The 21,343-nt window shown below is 37.9% G+C and carries 21 protein-coding genes; 3 read left to right on the top strand and 18 right to left on the bottom strand.

The annotated features are described in order from the left end of the window. Position 1: 1 nt before the first annotated feature. The 14 genes from AN161_RS08715 to putP form a co-directional block, all read right to left on the bottom strand. On the bottom strand, positions 2 to 229 hold the full coding sequence (locus tag AN161_RS08715) for a hypothetical protein (protein WP_053593964.1): 228 nt from the start codon (positions 227 to 229) through the stop codon (positions 2 to 4). 338 nt (positions 230 to 567) lie between these two features. Further along, a complete protein-coding gene (locus AN161_RS08710; protein WP_053593963.1) occupies positions 568 to 882 on the bottom strand; it encodes an antibiotic biosynthesis monooxygenase in 315 nt (104 codons plus the stop codon). A 1-nt stretch (position 883) separates the two neighbouring features. After that, the gene (locus tag AN161_RS08705; protein ID WP_053593962.1) at positions 884 to 1,894 is read right to left on the bottom strand and encodes a siderophore ABC transporter substrate-binding protein; all 1,011 of its coding nucleotides are present in this window, start codon (positions 1,892 to 1,894) and stop codon (positions 884 to 886) included. A 64-nt stretch (positions 1,895 to 1,958) separates the two neighbouring features. Further along, positions 1,959 to 2,720, bottom strand: a complete 762-nt coding sequence (locus AN161_RS08700; protein WP_053593961.1) for an ABC transporter ATP-binding protein — start codon at positions 2,718 to 2,720, stop codon at positions 1,959 to 1,961. Beyond that, positions 2,717 to 3,670 (bottom strand): iron chelate uptake ABC transporter family permease subunit, encoded by a 954-nt coding sequence (locus tag AN161_RS08695; RefSeq protein WP_053593960.1) that lies wholly within the window; start codon positions 3,668 to 3,670, stop codon positions 2,717 to 2,719. Before AN161_RS08695 ends, AN161_RS08700 begins: the two co-directional genes overlap by 4 nt. Continuing rightward, positions 3,663 to 4,613 carry an ABC transporter permease gene (locus AN161_RS08690; RefSeq protein ID WP_053593959.1) on the bottom strand — a complete coding sequence of 317 codons (951 nt, stop codon included), beginning with the start codon at positions 4,611 to 4,613 and terminating at the stop codon, positions 3,663 to 3,665. The genes AN161_RS08695 and AN161_RS08690 overlap by 8 nt, the downstream gene beginning before the upstream one ends. Before the next feature lie 277 nt (positions 4,614 to 4,890). After that, positions 4,891 to 5,943, bottom strand: coding sequence for a hypothetical protein (locus AN161_RS08685; protein ID WP_053593958.1), 1,053 nt, complete (start codon positions 5,941 to 5,943; stop codon positions 4,891 to 4,893). A 36-nt stretch (positions 5,944 to 5,979) separates the two neighbouring features. Next, complete coding sequence (locus AN161_RS08680) at positions 5,980 to 6,729, bottom strand: hypothetical protein (protein WP_143114683.1); 750 nt, start codon at positions 6,727 to 6,729, stop codon at positions 5,980 to 5,982. A gap of 62 nt (positions 6,730 to 6,791) precedes the next feature. Next, on the bottom strand, positions 6,792 to 7,898 hold the full coding sequence (menC, locus tag AN161_RS08675; protein WP_053593956.1) for an o-succinylbenzoate synthase: 1,107 nt from the start codon (positions 7,896 to 7,898) through the stop codon (positions 6,792 to 6,794). 22 nt (positions 7,899 to 7,920) lie between these two features. Beyond that, on the bottom strand, positions 7,921 to 8,745 hold the full coding sequence (locus tag AN161_RS08670; protein WP_053593955.1) for a GNAT family N-acetyltransferase: 825 nt from the start codon (positions 8,743 to 8,745) through the stop codon (positions 7,921 to 7,923). Beyond that, complete coding sequence (locus AN161_RS08665) at positions 8,745 to 9,890, bottom strand: M20 peptidase aminoacylase family protein (RefSeq protein WP_053593954.1); 1,146 nt, start codon at positions 9,888 to 9,890, stop codon at positions 8,745 to 8,747. The genes AN161_RS08670 and AN161_RS08665 overlap by 1 nt, the downstream gene beginning before the upstream one ends. 388 nt (positions 9,891 to 10,278) lie before the next feature. Continuing rightward, positions 10,279 to 11,766 (bottom strand): peptide MFS transporter, encoded by a 1,488-nt coding sequence (locus tag AN161_RS08660; RefSeq protein WP_053593953.1) that lies wholly within the window; start codon positions 11,764 to 11,766, stop codon positions 10,279 to 10,281. A gap of 409 nt (positions 11,767 to 12,175) precedes the next feature. Further along, entirely contained in the window at positions 12,176 to 13,462 is a 1,287-nt protein-coding gene (gene hflX / locus AN161_RS08655) for a GTPase HflX (protein ID WP_053593952.1), read from the bottom strand. A gap of 145 nt (positions 13,463 to 13,607) precedes the next feature. Beyond that, positions 13,608 to 15,095, bottom strand: a complete 1,488-nt coding sequence (gene putP, locus AN161_RS08650; RefSeq protein ID WP_053593951.1) for a sodium/proline symporter PutP — start codon at positions 15,093 to 15,095, stop codon at positions 13,608 to 13,610. 179 nt (positions 15,096 to 15,274) lie between these two features. Between putP and AN161_RS08645 the strand changes: the two genes are divergently transcribed. Further along, positions 15,275 to 16,435, top strand: coding sequence for an SAM-dependent methyltransferase (locus AN161_RS08645; RefSeq protein WP_053593950.1), 1,161 nt, complete (start codon positions 15,275 to 15,277; stop codon positions 16,433 to 16,435). A 14-nt stretch (positions 16,436 to 16,449) separates the two neighbouring features. On the opposite strand, the gene AN161_RS28695 is transcribed toward AN161_RS08645, so the two are convergent. The 4 genes from AN161_RS28695 to AN161_RS08630 are packed head-to-tail and all read right to left on the bottom strand — an operon-like array spanning position 16,450 to position 18,912. Then, entirely contained in the window at positions 16,450 to 16,683 is a 234-nt protein-coding gene (locus AN161_RS28695; protein WP_143114675.1) for a hypothetical protein, read from the bottom strand. After that, a complete protein-coding gene (locus tag AN161_RS28690; protein ID WP_143114673.1) occupies positions 16,680 to 16,865 on the bottom strand; it encodes a hypothetical protein in 186 nt (61 codons plus the stop codon). Before AN161_RS28690 ends, AN161_RS28695 begins: the two co-directional genes overlap by 4 nt. Before the next feature lie 39 nt (positions 16,866 to 16,904). After that, positions 16,905 to 18,224, bottom strand: coding sequence for an FtsX-like permease family protein (locus AN161_RS08635; protein WP_053593948.1), 1,320 nt, complete (start codon positions 18,222 to 18,224; stop codon positions 16,905 to 16,907). Between the two features lies 1 nt (position 18,225). Further along, on the bottom strand, positions 18,226 to 18,912 hold the full coding sequence (locus AN161_RS08630) for an ABC transporter ATP-binding protein (RefSeq protein ID WP_053593947.1): 687 nt from the start codon (positions 18,910 to 18,912) through the stop codon (positions 18,226 to 18,228). Between the two features lie 558 nt (positions 18,913 to 19,470). On the opposite strand from AN161_RS08630, the gene AN161_RS08625 reads away from it, so the two are divergent. Continuing rightward, positions 19,471 to 20,091 (top strand): DUF47 domain-containing protein, encoded by a 621-nt coding sequence (locus AN161_RS08625; RefSeq protein WP_053593946.1) that lies wholly within the window; start codon positions 19,471 to 19,473, stop codon positions 20,089 to 20,091. Positions 20,092 to 20,111: 20 nt separating this feature from the next. Further along, positions 20,112 to 21,128 carry an inorganic phosphate transporter gene (locus tag AN161_RS08620; RefSeq protein WP_053593945.1) on the top strand — a complete coding sequence of 339 codons (1,017 nt, stop codon included), beginning with the start codon at positions 20,112 to 20,114 and terminating at the stop codon, positions 21,126 to 21,128. Positions 21,129 to 21,343: the final 215 nt, after the last annotated feature.

The raw sequence follows: 21,343 nt of genomic DNA, 5'->3' as shown, positions 1-21,343 counted from the left end.
TTTATCCATTTCGCCTTGGCGTAATTATAGCTTTCGCGCAGAAAACATTTGCCGCTGACGCTTCGCTTTCGCGCAGAAAACATTTGCCGCTGACGCTTCGCTTTCGCGCAGAAAAGATTTGCCGCTGACGCTTCGCTTTCGCGCAGAAAAGATTTGTAGCTGTCGCTTTGCTTTCGCTACTAAATACATTTGCCGAATGAAGATAAAATAACCCTTTAGCAAGTCTCACATTTTTTTCGAGCTCCTACTATAAATAATGGGGATGGCACAATTACAGATGTGCTTCCCCTCCTTTATGACGTCCTACCGTTGCTTTAACGAGGCTATCCTTCACTTCGACCCTTCTATCCGTCACTTTTGTTTCTACAACATAATACAAGGTTCCCACATATTTCGGTCAACACAAAATACTCCCTGATCTATACTAAAGCAAATTTTCGTTAGGAGTGTCGGGATAGTAACATCCATTACTAAAAGAAATTATTTGAACGCTCAATCATTTATTTACCAGATAATCCTCCGAATCAAAAAAGGTGCCTCAAATAACTTTGAGACACCTCTACATTATTAACCTTTTACATAATAAACTTCTTGACCGCTTTCGATGATGTGTTCGGGTTTCGGTTTACCAGCACTTGCTTTATGACCAGCAATATGCTCAGGGCTCTTCTCCCAGTTTTTCCATGCTTCTTCTGATTCCCAACGAACCACAATTAGCACTTCCTCATCACCACGGCGTACTTTTTTTACAAGTACTTGCTTATCAATAAAGCCCGGTTGTTGTTCAAGCAATGTTGGACCATCTTTTTTGGCACCAAAACGCTCAACAACTTTATCCGAATTACCTTCCGTCACGACAATCCGTTTAATTTGTACAAACATATTAGTTAAAAGCCTTTAAAACGTCATCTACTTTTTGAGTTTCAGAAGTTAAACCGCCACCAGATAAATACCAAACTTGTGGATCTAAATAGAAGATTTTACCGTTTTTAGCAGCGTTCGTTGCTCCAACGATTTCGTTTTCAATCGCAGCTTTTGTACCAGATTCACCTTCTGGATTTACAGCAGCATCACGGTCAACTACAAATAGGATATCTGGGTTTGTATCACGCACATATTCAAATGATGCGGTAGCACCGTGTGTAGAAGCTTCAATTTTTTCATCAGCAGCTTTTACACCATATACGTCATGGATAACACCGAAACGTGAACCAGGACCATATGCAGATAATGAACCTTCATTTGCTAGAACGATTAAAGCTTTTTCTTCAGCTGAAGCTGTTTTAGCTTTAACTTCCTCTACTTTTGCTTCATATGCAGCAAATGCATCAGCAGCTTCTTTTTCTTTACCAAAGATTTTACCAGCTAATTCTGTTTTTTCTTTAAATGACTCCACGAAATTTTTATCATCTACACCTACATATACAGTTGGCGCAATTTTAGATAATTCATCGTAAGCTGATGCTTGACGACCAGAGATGAAAATAATATCTGGATTCATTGAAGAGATTGCTTCAAAATCAGGCTCTTTTAAAGAACCAACATTCACATAAGTTGTATCAGTATATTTGCTTAAGTATTCAGGAACTGATTTTTGTGGAAGACCCGCAATTTTAACATCTAAAGCATCTAAAGTATCAAGGAAACCATAGTCAAATACAACAACATTTTCTGGAATTTTATCAAGAGTTACTTCTTTGAAATTATCTTCACCGTCTTTAATAGCTGGGATTGTAATTGGGTAAGTTGAAGCCTCTTCTTTTTGCTCTTCAGCAGGCTTACTATCAGTTTTAGAACCTGTATCCTCTTTTTTTGCATCGTCCTTTGAGCCGCAAGCAGCTAATACTAATAGCATCATCGCCATTAATACAGTAAGTAATTTCCAATTTTTCATTGTAAAATTGCTCCTTTAAATTTATTTTATAGTTAATAGATGGTCATTCAATCTTTACCATTTTTTATGCGTTAAAATAGACACAAATGCGACAGCCATCCTGTTCTTGAACAGGAATGTCCATATCATAGATTTCCTTTAAAGCATCTGAATTAATGATGTCATTTGTTGGACCGTCTTTGACAACACGTCCATTCTTTAAAGCAACGATATGATCAGAATATACAGAAGCAAAGTTAATATCGTGTAATACGATGACAACTGTTTTTCCTAGTTCATCAACTAGCTTTCGCAGAATCTTCATGATTTGCACAGAGTGCTTCATGTCCAAGTTGTTAAGCGGCTCATCAAGCAGAATATAATCTGTATCCTGTGCGATAACCATTGCGATAAACGCACGTTGACGTTGACCGCCCGATAATTCATCCAAATAATCATGTTGAAGATCATCTAAATTCATATATTGAATTGCTTCGTCTACCTTTAGCTCATCCTCTGGCTTTAAATTCCCTTTTGAATAAGGGAAACGCCCGAATGAAACAAGCTCACGAATTGTTAGTCTGACATTCATATAGTTCGATTGCTTTAAAATCGATACACGCTTTGCGAAGTCATCTGATTTCCAACGACGTACATCTGACTTGTCGAGTAATACTTCCCCAGTATCTGCATTAAGTAAACGGCTTACCATTGAAAGCAATGTTGATTTACCTGCACCATTTGGTCCGATAAAAGACGTAATTTTCCCTGGTGCAACGTCTACACTGACATCTTGAATGACCGGTTTTTTTCCAAAATACTTGGTAAGTTCTTTTACTTGGATCATCCCGCTGACCTACTTTCCTTCAATAATAAGTAGATGAAGTATACGCCACCTACAAAGTTTATAATAACGCTGAGTGTTGTATCGAAGTTAAAAATACGTTCGACCATCCACTGTCCACCGACTAAAGCAACAATACTCATTACACAAGACCCTGCGATTAACACAGAATGCTTGTACGTCTTGAAAAATTGATACGATAAATTCGCTACGATTAAACCAAAGAATGTAATTGGTCCAACAAGAGCTGTAGACACGGCAATTAATACCGAAGAAACTATGAGCATGCGCTGTACAAGCTTATCATATGGTACCCCTAAATTAATTGCTGTATCACGCCCAAGAGACATTACGTCTAATTGACTCATATGACGCCAGCCATAAATAAAGGTAATGAGTATGACGACACCTGCAAGCCATACCAAATCCGAATTAACATTGTTAAAGCTTGCAAACATTTTACTTTGTAAGCTTAAAAATTCATTCGGATCAATCAATACTTGGAAGAATGTTGTTACGCTTCCTAAAAATGTTCCGACAATCATGCCGACGAGCAGCAAGAAATAAATCGGACGTTTTCCTTCCTTGAACAATACACGATAGAAAATTAACGCAAAGACAATCATCGCTGTAACAGCAAGTAAAAAATTGTATTGAGCGTTAATTACGAATACCGACATAGAACCAAAGAAGTAGAAGATGATTGTTTGAACCATCAAATATAAAGCATCGAGTCCCATTACACTTGGCGTTAAAATACGGTTATGTGTAATCGTTTGGAAGACCACGGTTGAATATGCAATCGCAATCCCTGTTAACGACATCGCTACCACTTTAATAAGGCGGCGTGGGAACGCATAATGGTAGTTGCCATTTAGCTCATAAAATACATACAGTAAGATAAAGACTACTGCGAGACCTAATAAAACCAACATCTTTGTACGATTACGCATATGCTTTCCCCCTAAACAACATAAATAGGAAGATCGCACTTCCGATGACGCCGACCGTCATACTAATCGGAATTTCATAAGGGAAAATCAGCACACGCCCTATTATGTCGCAGAATAATAAGAACGACATACCTAGTAAAGCTGTATGAGGCAATGTCTTAGCAAGGTTATCCCCTTTGAACAGCGAAATTATATTTGGAATGATTAAACCAAGGAATGGAATCACACCAACAGTTAGCACCACTGTCGTTGAAATAAGTGCTACTAACACTAAACCTAAATTCACAACGAATTTGTAAGAAAGACCAAGGTTTTTGGCAAAATCCTCACCCATCCCAGCCACTGTGAAACGATTTGCATAAATGTAAGCTATAATCAGCACGGGTACACTTATGTATAAAAGCTCATATCGACCTTTCATCATTAATGAGAAATCTCCTTGTAACCATGCAGAAATGTTTTGGATAATATCCGCCTTATACGCAAAGAACGTTGTAATCGACGAAAGGATATTCCCAAACATTAAGCCAATAAGCGGTATAAAGATCGCATCTTTAAACTTTATTCGATTTAATATTTGCATAAACAATAATGTGCCGGCTAAAGCAAATATGAAAGCGAAGGAAATTTTTTGAAAGTACGTGACATTTGTGAAAAACATCATCGAAATTAGTACACCCAACTTTGTGGCATCTAAAGTACCTGCTGTCGTTGGTGACACGAACTTATTCCTACTTAAGCTTTGCATAATTAAACCAGCAATACTCATACCTGCTCCTGCTAACAAAATTGCTACAAGTCTTGGTATACGACTAATAAAGAATAGTCTAGTTTCTTCTGATCCGAAGTCTAAAAGGTCACTAGGTTTAATATTCACTACACCGATAAATAGTGACACAATTGACAACACTACAGTTGCTGTTAAAAGATATCTTATTTTCATTGTAATCCCCGGTAGATTCATTTTTGCTCGTAATTCATTCTCTAGTGAAAATGATTATCACTACTCACGATTCTCATTATAAGCATGTTTGTATTCTCAGTCAACCTTCAATTGAGAATTGTTCTCGTTTTATTCGATAATCCTTAAAAAACAAGCTTAAGTAACGGAATATCTGCGATTCCAATCATTTTTCGAAGTTGAATATTTCTACCTTTTTAAACAAATAAAAAAGATGATTGAGAATAGAACACCAATTATCCCTCAATCACCTTATCAATTATGCTATTCGTCGAATTCCTCTTAACCACGCAAAAATAATTAAAACTACCAATATAAAACCGACATACCCCATTACAGCATATAACTTTGCTACAAGTGTTGTAAAACCAGCAAGACTTGCTAGAAAGCTCAAACCTCCGATAAAAACGGCAGCTACTTTAAAACTAGGCTTACTAGGTTTTAAAAATCTTACCAAGAATGAATAGAACATTCCCACCGCTGTATTATAAATCATCCCTAATAGGGAAATGGACATTAGTAGACCGACTAGAGGATGAATTTCATTTGCTAAGGCTAGCATCGGTATATCAATACCAACGATGACATTCATTTTTGCAAGAAGGGAAAGGTTAATAAGTAGAATTAAAGCTCCTAGCAAAATCCCGCCAATAATGCCTCCCATCCCTGCAACTTTTTCATTGCGGATAGATCCACACATAACAGTTAAAAGCGAAAAACACACACCTATATTAAAAGACATATACAGTAATGCCGTAACCCACCAGCTTTTAGAACTTACTTGTGCTTGTTGTGCGATAACAGCTTGTTCTACAAAGGTTAAATCCATCGTAGCTAATGAATAGACAGCTATTATTGATACAATTGTTAGTAGATAGGGTGTGGCAATAGCAATAATGTTTATGATGCTTTTCACATTCATCATAACTGTCGCTATCGTAAGTACAATCATACAAATACTTCCTAGCCAAACTGGTAGTCCAAACATTTGCTGAAAAGTAGCACCTGCTCCTGCAAACATAATTACCGCTACACCAAATAAGAAGAGCGACAGTAAATAATCCATCACCAAACCTACAGCATTACCTGAAATTTGATAAATTAAATCCTTGTGCGATGTCGTACGCAACCTTGAGCTAATTTGAGCAATGCACATTCCTACTAAGGCAAATCCAAATGTAGCGATAAGTGCACCATAAATTCCATGAAAGCCGTAGCTCGTAAAATATAGTACGATTTCCTGTCCTGATGCAAATCCCGCACCGACGATAATTCCTACATAGGCACCACCGATTTGTAAACTTTTTTTCAATCAGTTCTCTCCCTGTTTATCCTATTATTGGGATCATCACCAAAACGTGTGGTTGATTTCCGTTCCGACTGGGCGCTTTGTTGTTGCTGTCGCTTCGCTTTCGCACAGATAAAACATTGTTGCTGTCGCTTCGCTTTCGCACAGATAAAACATTGTTGCTGTCGCTTCGCTTTCGCACAGATAAAACATTGTTGCTGTCGCTTCGCTTTCGCACAGATAAAACATTGTTGCTGTCGCTTCGCTTTCGCACAGATAAAACATTGTTGCTGTCGCTTCGCTTTCGCACAGATAAAACATTGTTGCTGTCGCTTCGCTTTCGCACAGATAAAACATTGTTGCTGTCGCTTCGCTTTCGCACAGATAAAACATTGTTGCTGTCGCTTCGCTTTCGCACAGATAAAACATTGTTGCTGTCGCTTCGCTTTCGCACAGATAAAACATTGTTGCTGTCGCTTCGCTTTCGCACAGATAAAACATTGTTGCTGTCGCTTCGCTTTCGCACAGATAAAACATTGTTGCTGTCGCTTCGCTTTCGCACAGATAAAACATTGTTGCTGTCGCTTCGCTTTCGCACAGATAAAACATTGTTGCTGTCGCTTCGCTTTCGCACAGATAAAACATTGTTGCTGTCGCTTCGCTTTCGCACAGATAAAACATTGTTGCTGTCGCTTCGCTTTCGCACAGATAAAACATTGTTGCTGTCGCTTCGCTTTCGCACAGATAAAACAATTGCTGCCGCTTCGCTTTCGCACAGAGCAAAGCTTCCTGGGGGCGCCCAGCCTCCACTCCAATCAACTTATTTACATAGTAGACGTTTTACCAAAAGTCATCCACAACTTTTGAACCTATTATTGATAGACCTTCTTGCTAATTGTTAATTCATCAATTACCTTCCTATTAGGCGTATATCCAATTCCAGCCGTTTGTGGCACACGAATATAACCATCCTCTACAATTACTTCAGGTGTAATGATATCCTCATACCAATAATGACTAGAGCCTGCAGTATCCCCAGGCAATACAAAATTAGTGAGTGATGTTAATGCAATATTATGCGCTCGTCCGATTCCTGCCTCTAACATACCGCCACACCAAACGGGAATATTATTTTCTTTACATAAATCATGAATTCTCCGGGCTTCCGTTAATCCGCCTACGCGCCCTATTTTGATATTAATAACACCACAGCTACCAAGCTCTATCGCTTTTCGAGCATCTTCATAGGAGGTGATACTCTCATCTAAACAAATAGACGTTTTTAATTTTCGCTGTAGCTTAGCATGATCAACAATATCATCTACTGCTAATGGCTGCTCAATCATTAATAGATTAAATACATCCAGTTGCTGCAATACATCCATATCGTTCAATGTATACGCAGAATTAGCATCTACCATCAATGGCAGATCTGGCATTTCAGCTCGAATGGCACGAATAACTTCTACATCGTGGTCTGGCTTAATTTTCACTTTTACTCGTTTATAGCCTTTAATTACATGAGCTTTTAATAAATCTATTAATGCTTCTGTAGAAGATTGAATCCCTACGCTTACGCCTACCTCTATTCGCTCCTTATCCCCGCCTAACGCTTGAGCAAGTGATTGTTTTGTTTGCTGAGCATAAATATCCCATACAGCCCCTTCAATAGAGGCCTTCGCCATACAATTACGACGAATAGAGGAAAACAAAGCACTTACCTCATCTGGATGCCCAATCTCTTTATGTAACAAGATGGGTATCAAAAAATCTTCAAGCATATGCCATGTTGTTTTTAATGTCTCCTCTGTATACCAAGGTGCTACAAAGGCAACAGCCTCTCCCCATCCTACAGTTCCTGATTGATCTCTCGCCTCTATAAGTAAAAACTCTTTTTCATCAATTGTACCGAAACTCGTTGTAAATGGTGCTTTCATGGGCATTTTTATATGTCTAACTGTAATCTGTTCTAGTTTCACAAAATTTCACTCCTTATTCTTATTATAAAGCTAATAAGGAGCGTCTGACTAATAGGTAGCTATGCACATATTCATTGTCCTTTTTCAGTCGAACAATTGCATAATTTTGTTCAAATAATGTCGTTAAAATAGTACGGATTTTATAACGCCAGTCCTCTGCAAGCTTAGGACTCTCTACTTTCATCTTTTGTAAAAATTGAGGAATAGGTAATAAATAGGCGTCTTTATAATATAATTGCTCTCTCTGAAATTCACCATCAATATCGAGCACTGGTAAGCCATCCACCGTCAAAGACCACGGCACAATTCCCTCAGCTTCTTCTTCTAATTCATTTAGGGAGTCCTCCACTTGATCACGTTCAATCCACCATTCTACAGCAATTCGATCTGAAGGTAACCCATCGTTAAAATCATCCCGGAGCGGACCATAATAATCATTTTCATAATGATAACTAAAAGCATTGAGCTTCAAAAATGATAAATTAGCCATATGTGCCTCTAGCGGATCAAATAACCAACGCACAAGCTGAAACCCATGTTCTTTTGCATATTCCTGTTGGGCATGCTTTAATAATTCACCTACACCTTGTTCACGATATGTTTTCTCCACACCAATCATGTGTGAGTGCAAATAGATTATCCCTTCACGGTATCCAACAAAACAATAATTAAAGCCAATCAGCTTTTCAGCCAAATAGGCTCCAAGCACTAATCCACCATTTTGTACAGCTGCTAACAATTGATGCGAGGGAATAGCCTGACTTCCCCAAATTTTTGCGTTCAAGATTTGTACTTCTGCAATCTCTGTAGGTGTCATTATTTTTTGAATACGCACTCTATCTAACATTATGCTGATTCCTCCTTTGTATTCCCCGACTCCAATGCTAACAATACCGCTCTTGTAAGGATTTCAACACCAGTTACGAGCCTTGCCTGTTTAAATCTCATCTTCGGATGATGTAGTCCCGGCGTTAACCCACAGCCTAAACCTAACATCGTAGACTTTAAATGCGGGCGCTGAACAGCATAGTGATGAAAATCCTCTCCTCCAGGTGTACGTACTGGCTTTCTTAAATTCGACAACCCTGTTGCTTTGACGATCGCCTGCTCCATAATATATTGAGCAGTTGAGTCTACCTCAGCAGCTACTATATTTGCTACTGTACGTAATTCAATCTGCACTTTATGCAAGATCCTAGAAGAATCAATTACCCTTTTTACTCCCTGTGCAAGTGCATCCATTACATCATTTTGTTGAGCTCGTATATCAATGGTGAACGATGCATTTCCGGGAATAATATTGCCGGATTCTCCTCCTGCCTGGAATTTTGTCATCTTAATTGATACAGGAACCATTGGATCTGTATGAATCGTTCTTAAATCTTCGATAATAGTTGCCCCTACCTCAATGGCATTCACGCCTAGATGCGGTCTTGCAGCATGAGCATCTTCTCCAATGATTTCCCCCTCAAGCAATCGGGAGGCTCCATGATACAACGCGGCACAATATGTACCGTCTTCAAGCTCATGGACAGGTCTTACATGGACACCGAATAAGAATTCTAAATCATCAACGATTCCTTCTTTTAAAACGGATAAAGCGCCTGTTCCTTTTTCTTCAGCTGGTTGAAAAATCACACGAATTGTACCGTTGAATGATTGAGCAAGCTCTTTCAAGAGTAATAGAGCACCGATTGCCATCGTCATATGTCCGTCATGGCCACAGGAGTGATTCGCACGAAATTCACCATCTACCTCCTGCCATAATGCATCAATGTCCGTACGCAAGCCGACTTTCGGATTACCACTTCCCACATCAACATAAAGCCCTGTACTGTTTTTAAAGCGTATTGGTGAAAAACCTTCACGTGTTAGTAAATCAAAAATATAATTTGTTGTTTCTACCTCATGCCAGCTTATTTCAGGATTCGCGTGTAAATACGTGAAAATCTCCATTAATCTTGGCCTCAAACGATTCAAAGCTTCCTTCATAGCAAAACCACCCCCTCATTTTTCAAACTATTAAGATTATTATAACGAAAATAAGATCTTTTCTACACAGAAACTTATACCCGCATTCAGCAAATTAAACACATGATAAAACTCACCACTTTTAGACTGTCAATAAATAGCTCATCTCCATAACGTGGGAAAGAAACGTTGATTAGTCCCTTAGCATTATAAAAGTGGTTCTTCATTATATATGTTTGAATGCTTTATGACGTTCTATCCGTCACTTTTGTTTCTACGGGCACAATGTGAAGCTTTCAACTTTCTGACGAATAGTTGCCCACCTCCTCGTTTTGTTAATTCAAACACTAATTAATACAAAAAAAGATGCAAGTACAGTTATTTAAATAACTGCACTTACATCCTTTTATTAGTTAATACCTCGCATAGCTTTTGAAATGATTGGCGAAAGTACTAATATTATAATCCCTAAAACAATTGATAATGAGCCTAAGAAGCCGAAGTATGTGAATTCACTTACAACTTCATAAACCTTTACGAGTTGTGCGTTGATTGCTTGCGCTGCTGCACTTGTTAAAAACCAAAGTGACATCGTTTGTGCAGCAAAAGCCTTTGGCGCCAATTTCGTTGTAGCTGACAGACCGACTGGCGATAATAATAACTCCCCAACCACAACTAAAAAGAATGATAATACTAACCACCATGGACTTACTAAAGCTTCTCCATCTGATAAATATGCTGGTAGCATCATAACTAAGAATGATAATCCTGCAAAGAATAATGCATAAGCAAATTTACGTGGTGTAGTTGGTTGCTTATCTCCCCATTTTAACCATAACATTGCAAATAATGGCGCCATAGTAATGACAAATAATGGGTTTAATGATTGGAACCATGAAGATTTAAGTTGGAAGCTACCAATACTCAACTGTGTACGTGAATCAGCATACGTAGCTAAGATAGTAGCACCTTGCTCTTGGATTGCCCAAAACATAACTGCTGATAAAAACAATGGAATATATGCAAGTAGACGAGACTTCTCATCTTTTGTTGTTTTTTCACTGCGATACATGTAAATAAAGAACACTGTTGGAATAATAATCCCTAAAGCTGTAATGATTAAGCTAAACATATTCATTGTCAATACACCGGTTTTAATGCCGATAGCACCTACTATGACTAAAATTAAGGCTGCTACTCCAAATTGTGTAAAGACTTTTTTCCGCTCTTCAGGCTTTAATGGATTGTTTACTTGTAAACCTGCTATACCTAAATATTTTTTCTCTGTTAATTTATAAACAATTAGACCAATTAACATTCCTACTCCTGCTAAACCGAAGCCAAGGTGGAAGCTATAATCTTGTCCAATTGTTCCGACAATAAATGGCGCAATGAATGCCCCCATATTAATACCCATATAGAAAATTGAAAAACCTGAATCACGACGACTATCAGTTTCAGCATAAATATCTCCGACAATGCTTGAAACGTTCGGTTTTAGTAAGCCAGTCCCGATGACAATAAAGGCCATTGAAGTAAATAACATGCTCACACCACCAGGTAATGCTAGCAGTAAATGACCAATCATTATTAACACGCCACCATAAAAAATAGTTCTACGTGTGCCTAACAGTCGATCGGCAATCCAGCCACCAATTATCCCCGACATATAAACGAGTGAGCCGTAGATGGCCATAATGGAGTTCGCTGTCCCACGATCTAGACCTAGACCGCCTTCATTCAATTCATAATACATAAAGAAAATCAGAATTGCTCGCATACCGTAGTATGAGAAACGTTCCCAAAATTCTGTGAAAAATAATGTAAAGAGCCCTTTTGGGTGTCCGACAAAACCATTTTGAGGGACGGATTTTACAATTTCATCTTTAGTAGACATAAAAATATCCTCTCCCAATTTCATTATTCAATAAAAATATTATTACCCATTAATAAGGATAAAAAACTTTGTTTCATCATACTAAAGCGTTTTCAAGAGTTTTTCAAGAGTTTTAAAAAATGTTGAAAATTTATCACTTTTCTCTATATTCAGATTGATTTTTATGAAATTATAACAAACCTGTTGATATTACTAAGTTTTCTAACTCTTTGACATCTACTAAATTACAAATCAATATAAAATTATTCTAAAATACTTTATACTCTGAGTATTTACTTTTTTTACAAATAAGCTAGGATTATCTAAAATTTCATTCACAGCGCTATGAATCTGCTTTCTCGACTATGCTTTTTAACAAAAAAAGCATGCTAAAAGTGAAGTGCTTTTAGCATACTTAATGTGAGAGTAATTATTTAATTACATATTTCTGGAATTTTGTATAATCCGCTTCTTTTATCTCTAGTGTTAACAGTGTACCATTTTCTTCATATACTGTTTCATAGACAGCAGCATGTTCATTTAAATAAGATACGATATTTCCCTGTTCATACGGAATGAGCATTTTACATGTTACATAATCAGAGAAAATATGCTGACGTATCATTTGCAATAATTCCTCTAATCCAGTCCCTTCCTTTGCTGAAATCCAAATATTATCACCGCTGATAACAGGGTATGGAACGCTTGCTATATCAGCTTTATTATACACATAAATTGTTGGAATTCCTTCAACACCAACCGCTTTAAGCGTTTCATTCGTTACTTCCATCATAAAGCCATGCTCAGAATTTGAAACATCTACAACATGTAGTAATAAGTCGGCATCTCGAGCCTCTTCCAATGTTGAACGAAACGCCTTCACTAAATGATGTGGTAATTTGCTGACGAAACCAACTGTATCTGTTAATAAGAATGTCTTTTTATCAGGCAATTCTATTTGACGGACAGATGTTTCAAGTGTGGCAAAGAGCATATCTTTCTCAAACACTTGTTTATGATCTTCTTGTCCTATCTTCGTAAGTAGCTGATTCATAATGGTTGACTTACCAGCATTCGTATAGCCAACAATGGAAACGACAGGAATCGCATTTTTGCGTCGTTGCTTACGCTGTGTCTCTCGTTGTTCCTTTACAACCTCTAGCTCTTTCTTTATTTTCGCAATCTGATCCTCAATTTTACGTCGGTCTAACTCTAGCTTTGTCTCACCAGCACCACGGTTTTTAAATCCTCCACCAGTGCCACCACCTTGACGGCTAAGAGATGCATGCAAGCCAACTAAACGAGGTAGCATATATTGCAATTGCGCTAATTCAACTTGCATCTGCGCTTCACGTGTTTTGGCACGACGCCCAAAAATATCTAAAATCAACATCGTTCTATCAATGACCTTCGTCTCTAAATCACGCTCTAAATTACGGATTTGTGAAGGTGATAATTCATCATTAAAAATCACTAAATTTGCTTGTGCTTCATCATAAAAATTTTTTATCTCTTCTATTTTACCAGTACCAACATAATGCGATGGCGTAATGCGCTCTAAATTTTGCGTGACAATGCCGACTACTTCTACATTTAAAGCTTCTGCTAAATTTTCAAGCTCCTCCATTGAATAATCAAAATGCTCACCATTTCGTAAATTTACGCCAACTAGAATAGCTTTTTCCAACAATACATCTACTTCCTTAATTCTATCCATCCACAAACCTCCCACCAATGCCTTGGTGCTACTACGACAAATTTTCTCCATCTTACCATATAATGCCCTAATTCGTGGTATTTATAAAACATCTATATTCGTAAAAAATGCGCCCTCTAGCAAAAGGCGCATTTCATTCAATCATTTACTTACGTTCTTCTTTTAGCAATACTTCAGTGCGATTGAATTCATCTTCAATATCTTTATTCGGTTTATATGTCACAATGCTGACAACAACCGCAACGATTAAGCACACTAAGAAGCCTGGAACAATCTCATATAATGCGTCAGATAAGACTTTCATTTTCCCCCAAATGAAGGCAGTTGCAGCGCCTGTCACCATCCCACTGAGAGCTCCGTAATTCGTTAATTTCCTCCAGTATAGTGACAGCAATATTACTGGACCGAAAGCTGCACCGAAGCCAGCCCAAGCAAAACTCACTAAACCTAAAATAGAACTGTCTGGATTCCATGCTAAAATCGCTGCGACAATAGCTACAACTAAAACAGCGACACGGCCAATAAAGACATAATGCTTATCATCTGCTGTTTTATTAAATAATGCTTTGTAAATATCTTCTACAAGCGCTGACGAAGTAACAATTAATTGCGATGAAATTGTACTCATTACTGCGGCTAAAATGGCAGCTAGCATTATACCTGCAATAAATGGATGGAATAAGATTTGGCCAAGTACAATAAATACTGTCTCAGCGTCCTTTAACTCACCTGCATTTTGCTCAAAATAAGCCACACCTACCAAAGCCGTTCCAATCGCACCGAATAGACTTAACACCATCCATCCAATACCTATACGGCGAGCCTGCTTCGTTTCTTTTACTGAGCTAATAGCCATAAAGCGCACAATAATATGTGGTTGTCCAAAATAACCTAATCCCCACGCAAGTGATGAAATAATTACTCCTACTGTTACAGTTGAAGGTAATAAGTTTAGATGTTCAGGATTTACAGCTTTAATGGATGCTATTGTATCTCCAAGTCCACCTGTTAAATACAATCCGAATAACGGTACAGTAATAAGTGCTAAAAACATAATAAGACCCTGTAAAAAGTCTGTATAACTAACCGCTAAAAATCCTCCAAATAATGTGTACGCCACAACTACACCTGATACAATTAATAAACCTGTATGGTAATCATAGCCAAATGAGCTATCAAAAAATTTGCCCCCTGCAACCATCCCTGAAGAAACATAAAATGTAAAAAAGATTAAAATAATAATACCCGACGCGATTCTTATTAGCTTTGTGTTGTCACGTAAACGATTATCCAAATAACTTGGAATTGTAATTGAGTCATTAGTAACTTGTGTATATACACGCAGTCTTGGTGCCACAAGTAGCCAATTCAAATAAGCGCCAATCGTTAAACCAATGGCAATCCAAGCCTCAACTAGCCCAGATAGATAAATTGCACCTGGTAAACCCATTAAGAGCCAGCCAGACATATCTGCTGCACCTGCGCTCAGCGCCGTGACAGCAGGGCCTAGCGAACGCCCTCCAAGCATGTAATCCGTTAAATTCGATGTTTTAACAAATGCATACCAACCGATTCCTAGCATGGCGACCATATAAATAATAATCGCAAGTAATTGATACGTGTTTACAGACATATTTCTCCTCCTATTTCATCGTTGTCTTTATTAAAGAACTTCTATAATAAAAATACCACAAATATACAAATTATCCTATAATTATTAAAAGAACCAATTCTGAAATATATAGTAGCATTGTACTTCATAAAGTGTGTTAAACTAGTGCCATCTATTACACGATAAAGAAGGCGAAATGTATGACATTTGAAGAAATGAGAACTCAGCTTATGGAGCGAATTTTACAACAGCAACTTATTACGGCCACAATCAGTCAACCACGTATGAAATCAAACGAAGTAAAACGCATCAAATTAAAACCTTTAATACTTAAGGATGCTTACCATATACAAATTGAATACCAATTTGAACGCATTTTAAAACACGACAACGTTTTATTAGAAGATTTCCCCGCAAGGCTAGATACATTTTTTAACGATTACCGTCAAGCGCATGTTGATTTTATAGATGAAAAAGTACAAGTACAACTATCAAAAAAGAACAAAGTACTATGGAAATCTGATAAATCCTCAGCTCCAAAGCAAGTAAATTTAGCACATAATCGCAAGAAAAACTATTTACTTGCAGATGATAAACCATATCCATTTTTAATTCGTCTTGGGGTGCAAACAGAAGAGGGAAAAATAAAACAACAAAAATACGATAAATTTAAACAAATTAACCGTTTCATCGAATTCATTGATGATGCATTAGCTTATTTGCCAAAGGATCGTCAGGTTCGTATTTTAGATTTCGGTTCAGGCAAATCCTATTTAACATTCGCCCTATACCATTATTTAAAAATTGAAAAAGGCTTAGATATTCATGTCACTGGCTTAGATTTAAAGAAGGAAGTCATTGAAGAATGCTCAAGAATTGCAGAGGATTTAGGCTATGAGCAGCTCGAGTTTCTAGTAGGAGATATTAATGATTATAATGATGAGTCTGCTGTGGACATGGTGGTGACGCTTCACGCATGTGATGTTGCCACAGATATGGCATTAGCCCGCGCTGTGAAATGGGGAGCAAGCGTTATTTTAAGTGTCCCTTGTTGCCAGCATGAGCTAAATCGCCAACTTAATACACCAGCACTCGATATCATGCTTCAGCACGGCCTTGTACGTGAACGTTTTGCAGCGCTCGCAACGGATGCAATTCGAGCAGAAATTTTATCACTTGTTGGCTATGAGGCACAATTGCTAGAGTTTATAGATATGGAAAATACACCAAAAAACATCTTAATAAGAGCGTATCATACAGGTAAAAAGCCAAGTTCCGACCAGCGCGCTCACTATGATGCCTTTTTAAAGTTGCTAAATGCCAAGCCGTTTTTAGCGAATGAATTACAAGCTTATTTATAAAATTCGTTGTATTTTTAGTTGAAACGTGGGTGTTTCATCGGGATGCACGGGTATTTTCCCTCCTTCCGCGGGTATTTCATCGGGAAGCGCGGGTATTCTCCTTCCTTCCGCGGGTATTTCACCGAGAAGCGCGGGTATTCTCCTTCCTTCCGCGGGTATTTCACCGAGAAGCGCGGGTATTTGCCTTCCTTTCGCGGGTATTTCATCGTAAAGCGCGGGTATTCTCCTTCCTTCCGCGGGTATTTCACCGAGAAGCGCGGTATTTTCCCTCCTTCCGCGGGTATTTCACCGAGAAGCGCGGGTATTTGCCTTCCTTCCGCGGGTATTTCATCGTAAAGCGCGGGTATTCGCCTTCCTTCCGCGGGTATTTCACCGAGATGCACGGGTATTCGCCCTCCTTCCGCGGGTATTTCTGAATTTGCGCAATCAAATTAAAGGGCGGCCCAAAACTTCTGGACCGCCCTTTCAATTATAGTTCTTGTCGTAATGCTTGAATAACGTCAATTTTTGTAGCCTTACGTGCTGGACGATAGCCTGAGATCATCGCTACACCAATACTAATCGCTGATGCAATAATAACAAGCTGCCAAGGAATAAGAGAAAACGTAATTTCATTTCTACTAAAAGCGTCTTCACCTGTTGCTGCTTCTAGAATTAAAGGTAATGCAGCATTTGCCGCAAAGCTAAGAACATATGAAATTGCTACGGCTATCAAAGTACCAACAATACCGATGAATGTGCTTTCCATTAAGAATAATCGTTGAATAAGCTTTGGACTTGCTCCGATTGCCTTTAAAACACCGATTTCACGAGTACGCTCTGTAACTGCCATTGTCATTGTATTGAAAATGCCAATTGATGCGATTAATACAGCAATTGTTCCTACAAATATTAAACCGATTTTTAATACTAGGAAAAATACATTCATTTGATCCAATTGTTCAGTAACTGAATAAACGCTATAGCCTTTGTCTTTCAGCTTGTCTAATATTGGCTTTACATTTTCCATGCTATCCGCAAAAATATTAAACTCCGAATAAAACATTTCATCCTCTTTAACATCACCTGTTGCTGCTAAATTTGTAGCTATCACTGGCTTTTGCTCTGTATCCATATAAACCGCATTATTGACCATCCAATCATAAGAAGGCTTTTTCATAACGCCGACAATCGTATAGTTCATTTTCTCTGTCTCTTCTGCCGTATCAGTGTGAGGTACCAATGACAATTCGATTTCTTTGCCAATTAATGATTCCTTATAGCCTTCTTCACTTCCATCATAATGCGTGCCTTCTGCTTCAGCTTTTTTATTTTTTTCGTCAATAATATTGCGCTCTGCATCATTTATTAATGTTTGAGCAAAATGATAACCTACAATGATTTCGTTTGGCTTTGTTGGGTACTTTCCTTCTGCAAGCTTGCCATTTACTTGCTCAAAATCCTGCATATTCGCAACGAATAATTCAGAGTTTGTATCACGTCCCTCAAAAAATGAATGTGTGTGTGCATTGACAGTAATTGTTTCGAGTACTGTTTCCACATGCTCTAAACCTTTTATTTCATGTATTTGATCATCTGTAAATTGTTCATTGCCAAAAACTTGAATTTTCGTAACTTTTTCATCCGATAATATTTCATTGCGTAAGGAATCTTGAAGCCCAAATCCAACCGATGCGAGGACAATCAAAAATGCACAACCCATTGTTGCCGCAAGTACTGTCATAAACACACGTAATTTATTTTTCTTTATATGCTGTGTCACAAAATCTAATTGATCTTTAAATAACATGTTATGCTTCCTCCTTTACAAGTTCACCATCGTACATGCGGAAACGTCGATGTGCTATTGTTGCTACTTCCTCGTCGTGAGTAATGATGACGAATGTTAAACCAAGCTCACGGTTTAAACTTTGAATGAGCAGCAATATATCTTGCTCTGTTTCCGAATCAAGACTTCCTGTCGGCTCATCCGCCAACAAAATAGGTGGATTTGTAATCAAGGCCCTTGCAATACTAACACGCTGTTGCTGACCACCCGATAATTCATTCGGGTAATGGTCTGACACCTCCGTTAGACCAACCTTGTCCATTAACTTTTTCACCTTTTCTTTTCGCACAGCTTTCTTAGTACCCTGTAATTTTAATGGTAGTTCAATATTTTCAAACGCTGTTAAGCCAGGCATTAGTTGAAAGTTTTGAAAGATAAATCCGAACTGTTGCAAACGAAAAGCTGCACTTTCTGCTTCCGTGAGATTAGCTGTTTCCTTTCCGTTTACCTTAATAGACCCTTGTTCAGATTTCATAAATCCAGCTAAAGTTTGTAATAAGGTTGATTTTCCAGAGCCACTTTTGCCAACAATTGCGACAATCTCTCCTTTCTTCACCTCAAAGTTGACACCTTTTAAGACCGGAACTTGTTTTTCCTTGCCTTTTTTTCCAATTAAAAATGTATGTTGTAAATTCTCGACTTGAATCATTTTTACATAAACGCCCCTTTCACATTCTTTAGGCTATCACCAAAAGTTAGGATGACATTTGTTAAAACGTATGCCGTTTATATAAGTTGATTTCCGTTCCGACTGGACGTCCCTAGGAAAGCGCCCAGTCGGTACGGAAATCACCCCCTCGTTATGGTGATGAGCAATTCTTTACCATTATAGAAAAAATTTCTTAATAAAGTTGAAGGATAAAAATGAAGATATTCTTAAGAAAAAGGGAAAACTATGAGCAAAACGATTCCTTTACATTCTCTTTACAATTCATTCATATAATTATTCAAAATTTTATGTCTCAATAGTCTTCTTTTGTATTAAACAGAAAGTAAAATTCCTTATAAAATCTATTTTTAAAGTGTTTTTCTGTATTAATAAAAACAAACACAGAGATACTTTTATTATTTTGTGAACAATTTGTATATTACAGGAATGTAAAGTTTTATGTAGAACAGAAGAATTTTATGTAGATAAATTAAAGATTTTGTTATGATAGTAAAGTTTAGAGGCCAATTTATTTATATCCAGGAGGATTCGATTTACATGCTTAACTCAAAAAAACAAGACCCTTTCTTTATAGCTTTGCATAAAATTGCTGAGAATATGAGAGAGGCCGTACATTACGCAAATGATTTTCGTATTAACAGCGTAGCTGACCTGAAAGAGATTAGCATTACTATGAAAAATTACGAAACAGCTGGTGATAAGCTCATTCATGAACTAATCGTGATGCTAAACAAATCATTTATGACACCTATCGAACGTGAAGACATTTTAGAATTTGCCATTCGTATGGATGACGTATTAGATGGTACGGAGCATTGTATCGCTCATTTTGAAATGTTTTCCCTAACAGAAGTTGATGAATCCATGCGTATTTTCTTAGGCTATATTTCAAAAAGTGCTGACGAAATTGTTAAAGCAACAGAAGAGTTAAAGAAGAAGAATCTTATTGGCATGCGCCCACACTCAATTCTTATTAAAGACTACGAGCGTGAATGTGATGAAGTGCAACGTTCGTCTATTAAGCAATTATTTTTAAATGAAAAAGATCCAATTCGAATTATTAAATTTAAAGATATATATGAACAACTTGAAGATATCGCTGATCATTGTCAAAACGTTGCAAATACAATGGAAACAATTATCATGCGTAACGCGTAATTAGGAGATGGGCACTTACAATGAACACAATCATTATACTAACCGTACTGGTCGTTATCTTTGCCCTAACATTTGACTTTATCAATGGCTTCCATGATACAGCAAATGCTATCGCAACTTCAGTTTCCACTAGAGCATTGCCACCACGTGTAGCTATCATTATGGCAGCGACGATGAACTTTATCGGAGCTATTACCTTCGTTGGTGTTGCAAAGGCTTTAACAAAAGATATTGTAGATCCATTCTCTTTAAATGCCTTTCAAGGAGACACGACAGGCTCAGTCGTTATTTTAGCAGCATTAATCTCCGCTATTATTTGGAACTTACTAACATGGTATTTCGGTATTCCATCGAGTTCTTCACATACTCTGATTGGGTCCATTGCTGGTGCAGCAGTTGCATCTGCTGGCTTCGGAGTTCTAAACTATGGCGGTTTTACTAAAATCATTATGGCCTTAGTGCTTTCACCAATCCTTGCGATTTGCGCTGGCTTTATTATGATGACATTGTTTAAATTATGGTTTAAAAACTTAAATTTATATCGTACGAATAAAGGCTTCCGTACGATGCAAATTTTCACCGCTGCCATTCAATCTTTTACACATGGTACAAACGATGCACAAAAGGCAATGGGGATTATGACGATGGCGTTAATCGCTGGTGGTTTGCATACAGGAGATGATATTCCTTTCTGGGTACGAGCTGCAGCAGCAACTGCAATGGGGCTTGGTACCTCTATTGGTGGCTATAAAATTATTAAAACAGTCGGCGGTAAAATCATGAAAATCCGTCCTGTAAACGGAGTTGCAGCAGATTTAGCTTCTGCATCAATTATCTTCGGTGCTACATTAATTCACCTACCAGTATCCACAACACACGTTATTTCCTCCTCTATCATGGGTGTTGGCTCTGCACAACGTGTACGTGGTGTAAACTGGGGAATGGCGCGTAAAATCGTAACTACTTGGATTATTACAATGCCAATTTCTGCTGTAATGGCAGCTATTATTTACTTTTTATTATCTTTATTCTTTTAACTTCTTTCAGCGGGTGTCCAAACACCCACTGAAATAGAGGAACTCAGTCTAAGAACGCCACGTCCTGTGGCATTACCGAAATGACCAACATCGTGTTGGCCCTCACGCAGGCCTAAGCACAAAGCCGATTCCGGACGCAATTATGCCAAGGCATAATTGATTTTGATCGCATACTAAGACTCCTGTTCCTTGTGGACAGGAGTCTTTACATTGTC

The sequence above is a fragment of the Lysinibacillus sp. FJAT-14222 genome, from assembly GCF_001278875.1.
GTDB lineage: Bacteria > Bacillota > Bacilli > Bacillales_A > Planococcaceae > Lysinibacillus > Lysinibacillus agricola.
This window is presented reverse-complemented; position numbering and strand designations above follow the sequence as displayed.

Coding starts and splice junctions, on each gene's coding strand:
- AN161_RS08710 (WP_053593963.1), bottom strand. CDS start 882: ATGTTTGTACAAATTAAACGGATTGTCGTGACGGAAGGTAATTCGGAT.
- AN161_RS08705 (WP_053593962.1), bottom strand. CDS start 1,894: ATGAAAAATTGGAAATTACTTACTGTATTAATGGCGATGATGCTATTA.
- AN161_RS08700 (WP_053593961.1), bottom strand. CDS start 2,720: ATGATCCAAGTAAAAGAACTTACCAAGTATTTTGGAAAAAAACCGGTC.
- AN161_RS08695 (WP_053593960.1), bottom strand. CDS start 3,670: ATGCGTAATCGTACAAAGATGTTGGTTTTATTAGGTCTCGCAGTAGTC.
- AN161_RS08690 (WP_053593959.1), bottom strand. CDS start 4,613: ATGAAAATAAGATATCTTTTAACAGCAACTGTAGTGTTGTCAATTGTG.
- AN161_RS08670 (WP_053593955.1), bottom strand. CDS start 8,745: ATGTTAGATAGAGTGCGTATTCAAAAAATAATGACACCTACAGAGATT.
- AN161_RS08665 (WP_053593954.1), bottom strand. CDS start 9,890: ATGAAGGAAGCTTTGAATCGTTTGAGGCCAAGATTAATGGAGATTTTC.
- AN161_RS08660 (WP_053593953.1), bottom strand. CDS start 11,766: ATGTCTACTAAAGATGAAATTGTAAAATCCGTCCCTCAAAATGGTTTT.
- hflX (WP_053593952.1), bottom strand. CDS start 13,462: ATGGATAGAATTAAGGAAGTAGATGTATTGTTGGAAAAAGCTATTCTA.
- putP (WP_053593951.1), bottom strand. CDS start 15,095: ATGTCTGTAAACACGTATCAATTACTTGCGATTATTATTTATATGGTC.
- AN161_RS08645 (WP_053593950.1), top strand. CDS start 15,275: ATGACATTTGAAGAAATGAGAACTCAGCTTATGGAGCGAATTTTACAA.
- AN161_RS08635 (WP_053593948.1), bottom strand. CDS start 18,224: ATGTTATTTAAAGATCAATTAGATTTTGTGACACAGCATATAAAGAAA.
- AN161_RS08630 (WP_053593947.1), bottom strand. CDS start 18,912: ATGATTCAAGTCGAGAATTTACAACATACATTTTTAATTGGAAAAAAA.
- AN161_RS08625 (WP_053593946.1), top strand. CDS start 19,471: ATGCTTAACTCAAAAAAACAAGACCCTTTCTTTATAGCTTTGCATAAA.
- AN161_RS08620 (WP_053593945.1), top strand. CDS start 20,112: ATGAACACAATCATTATACTAACCGTACTGGTCGTTATCTTTGCCCTA.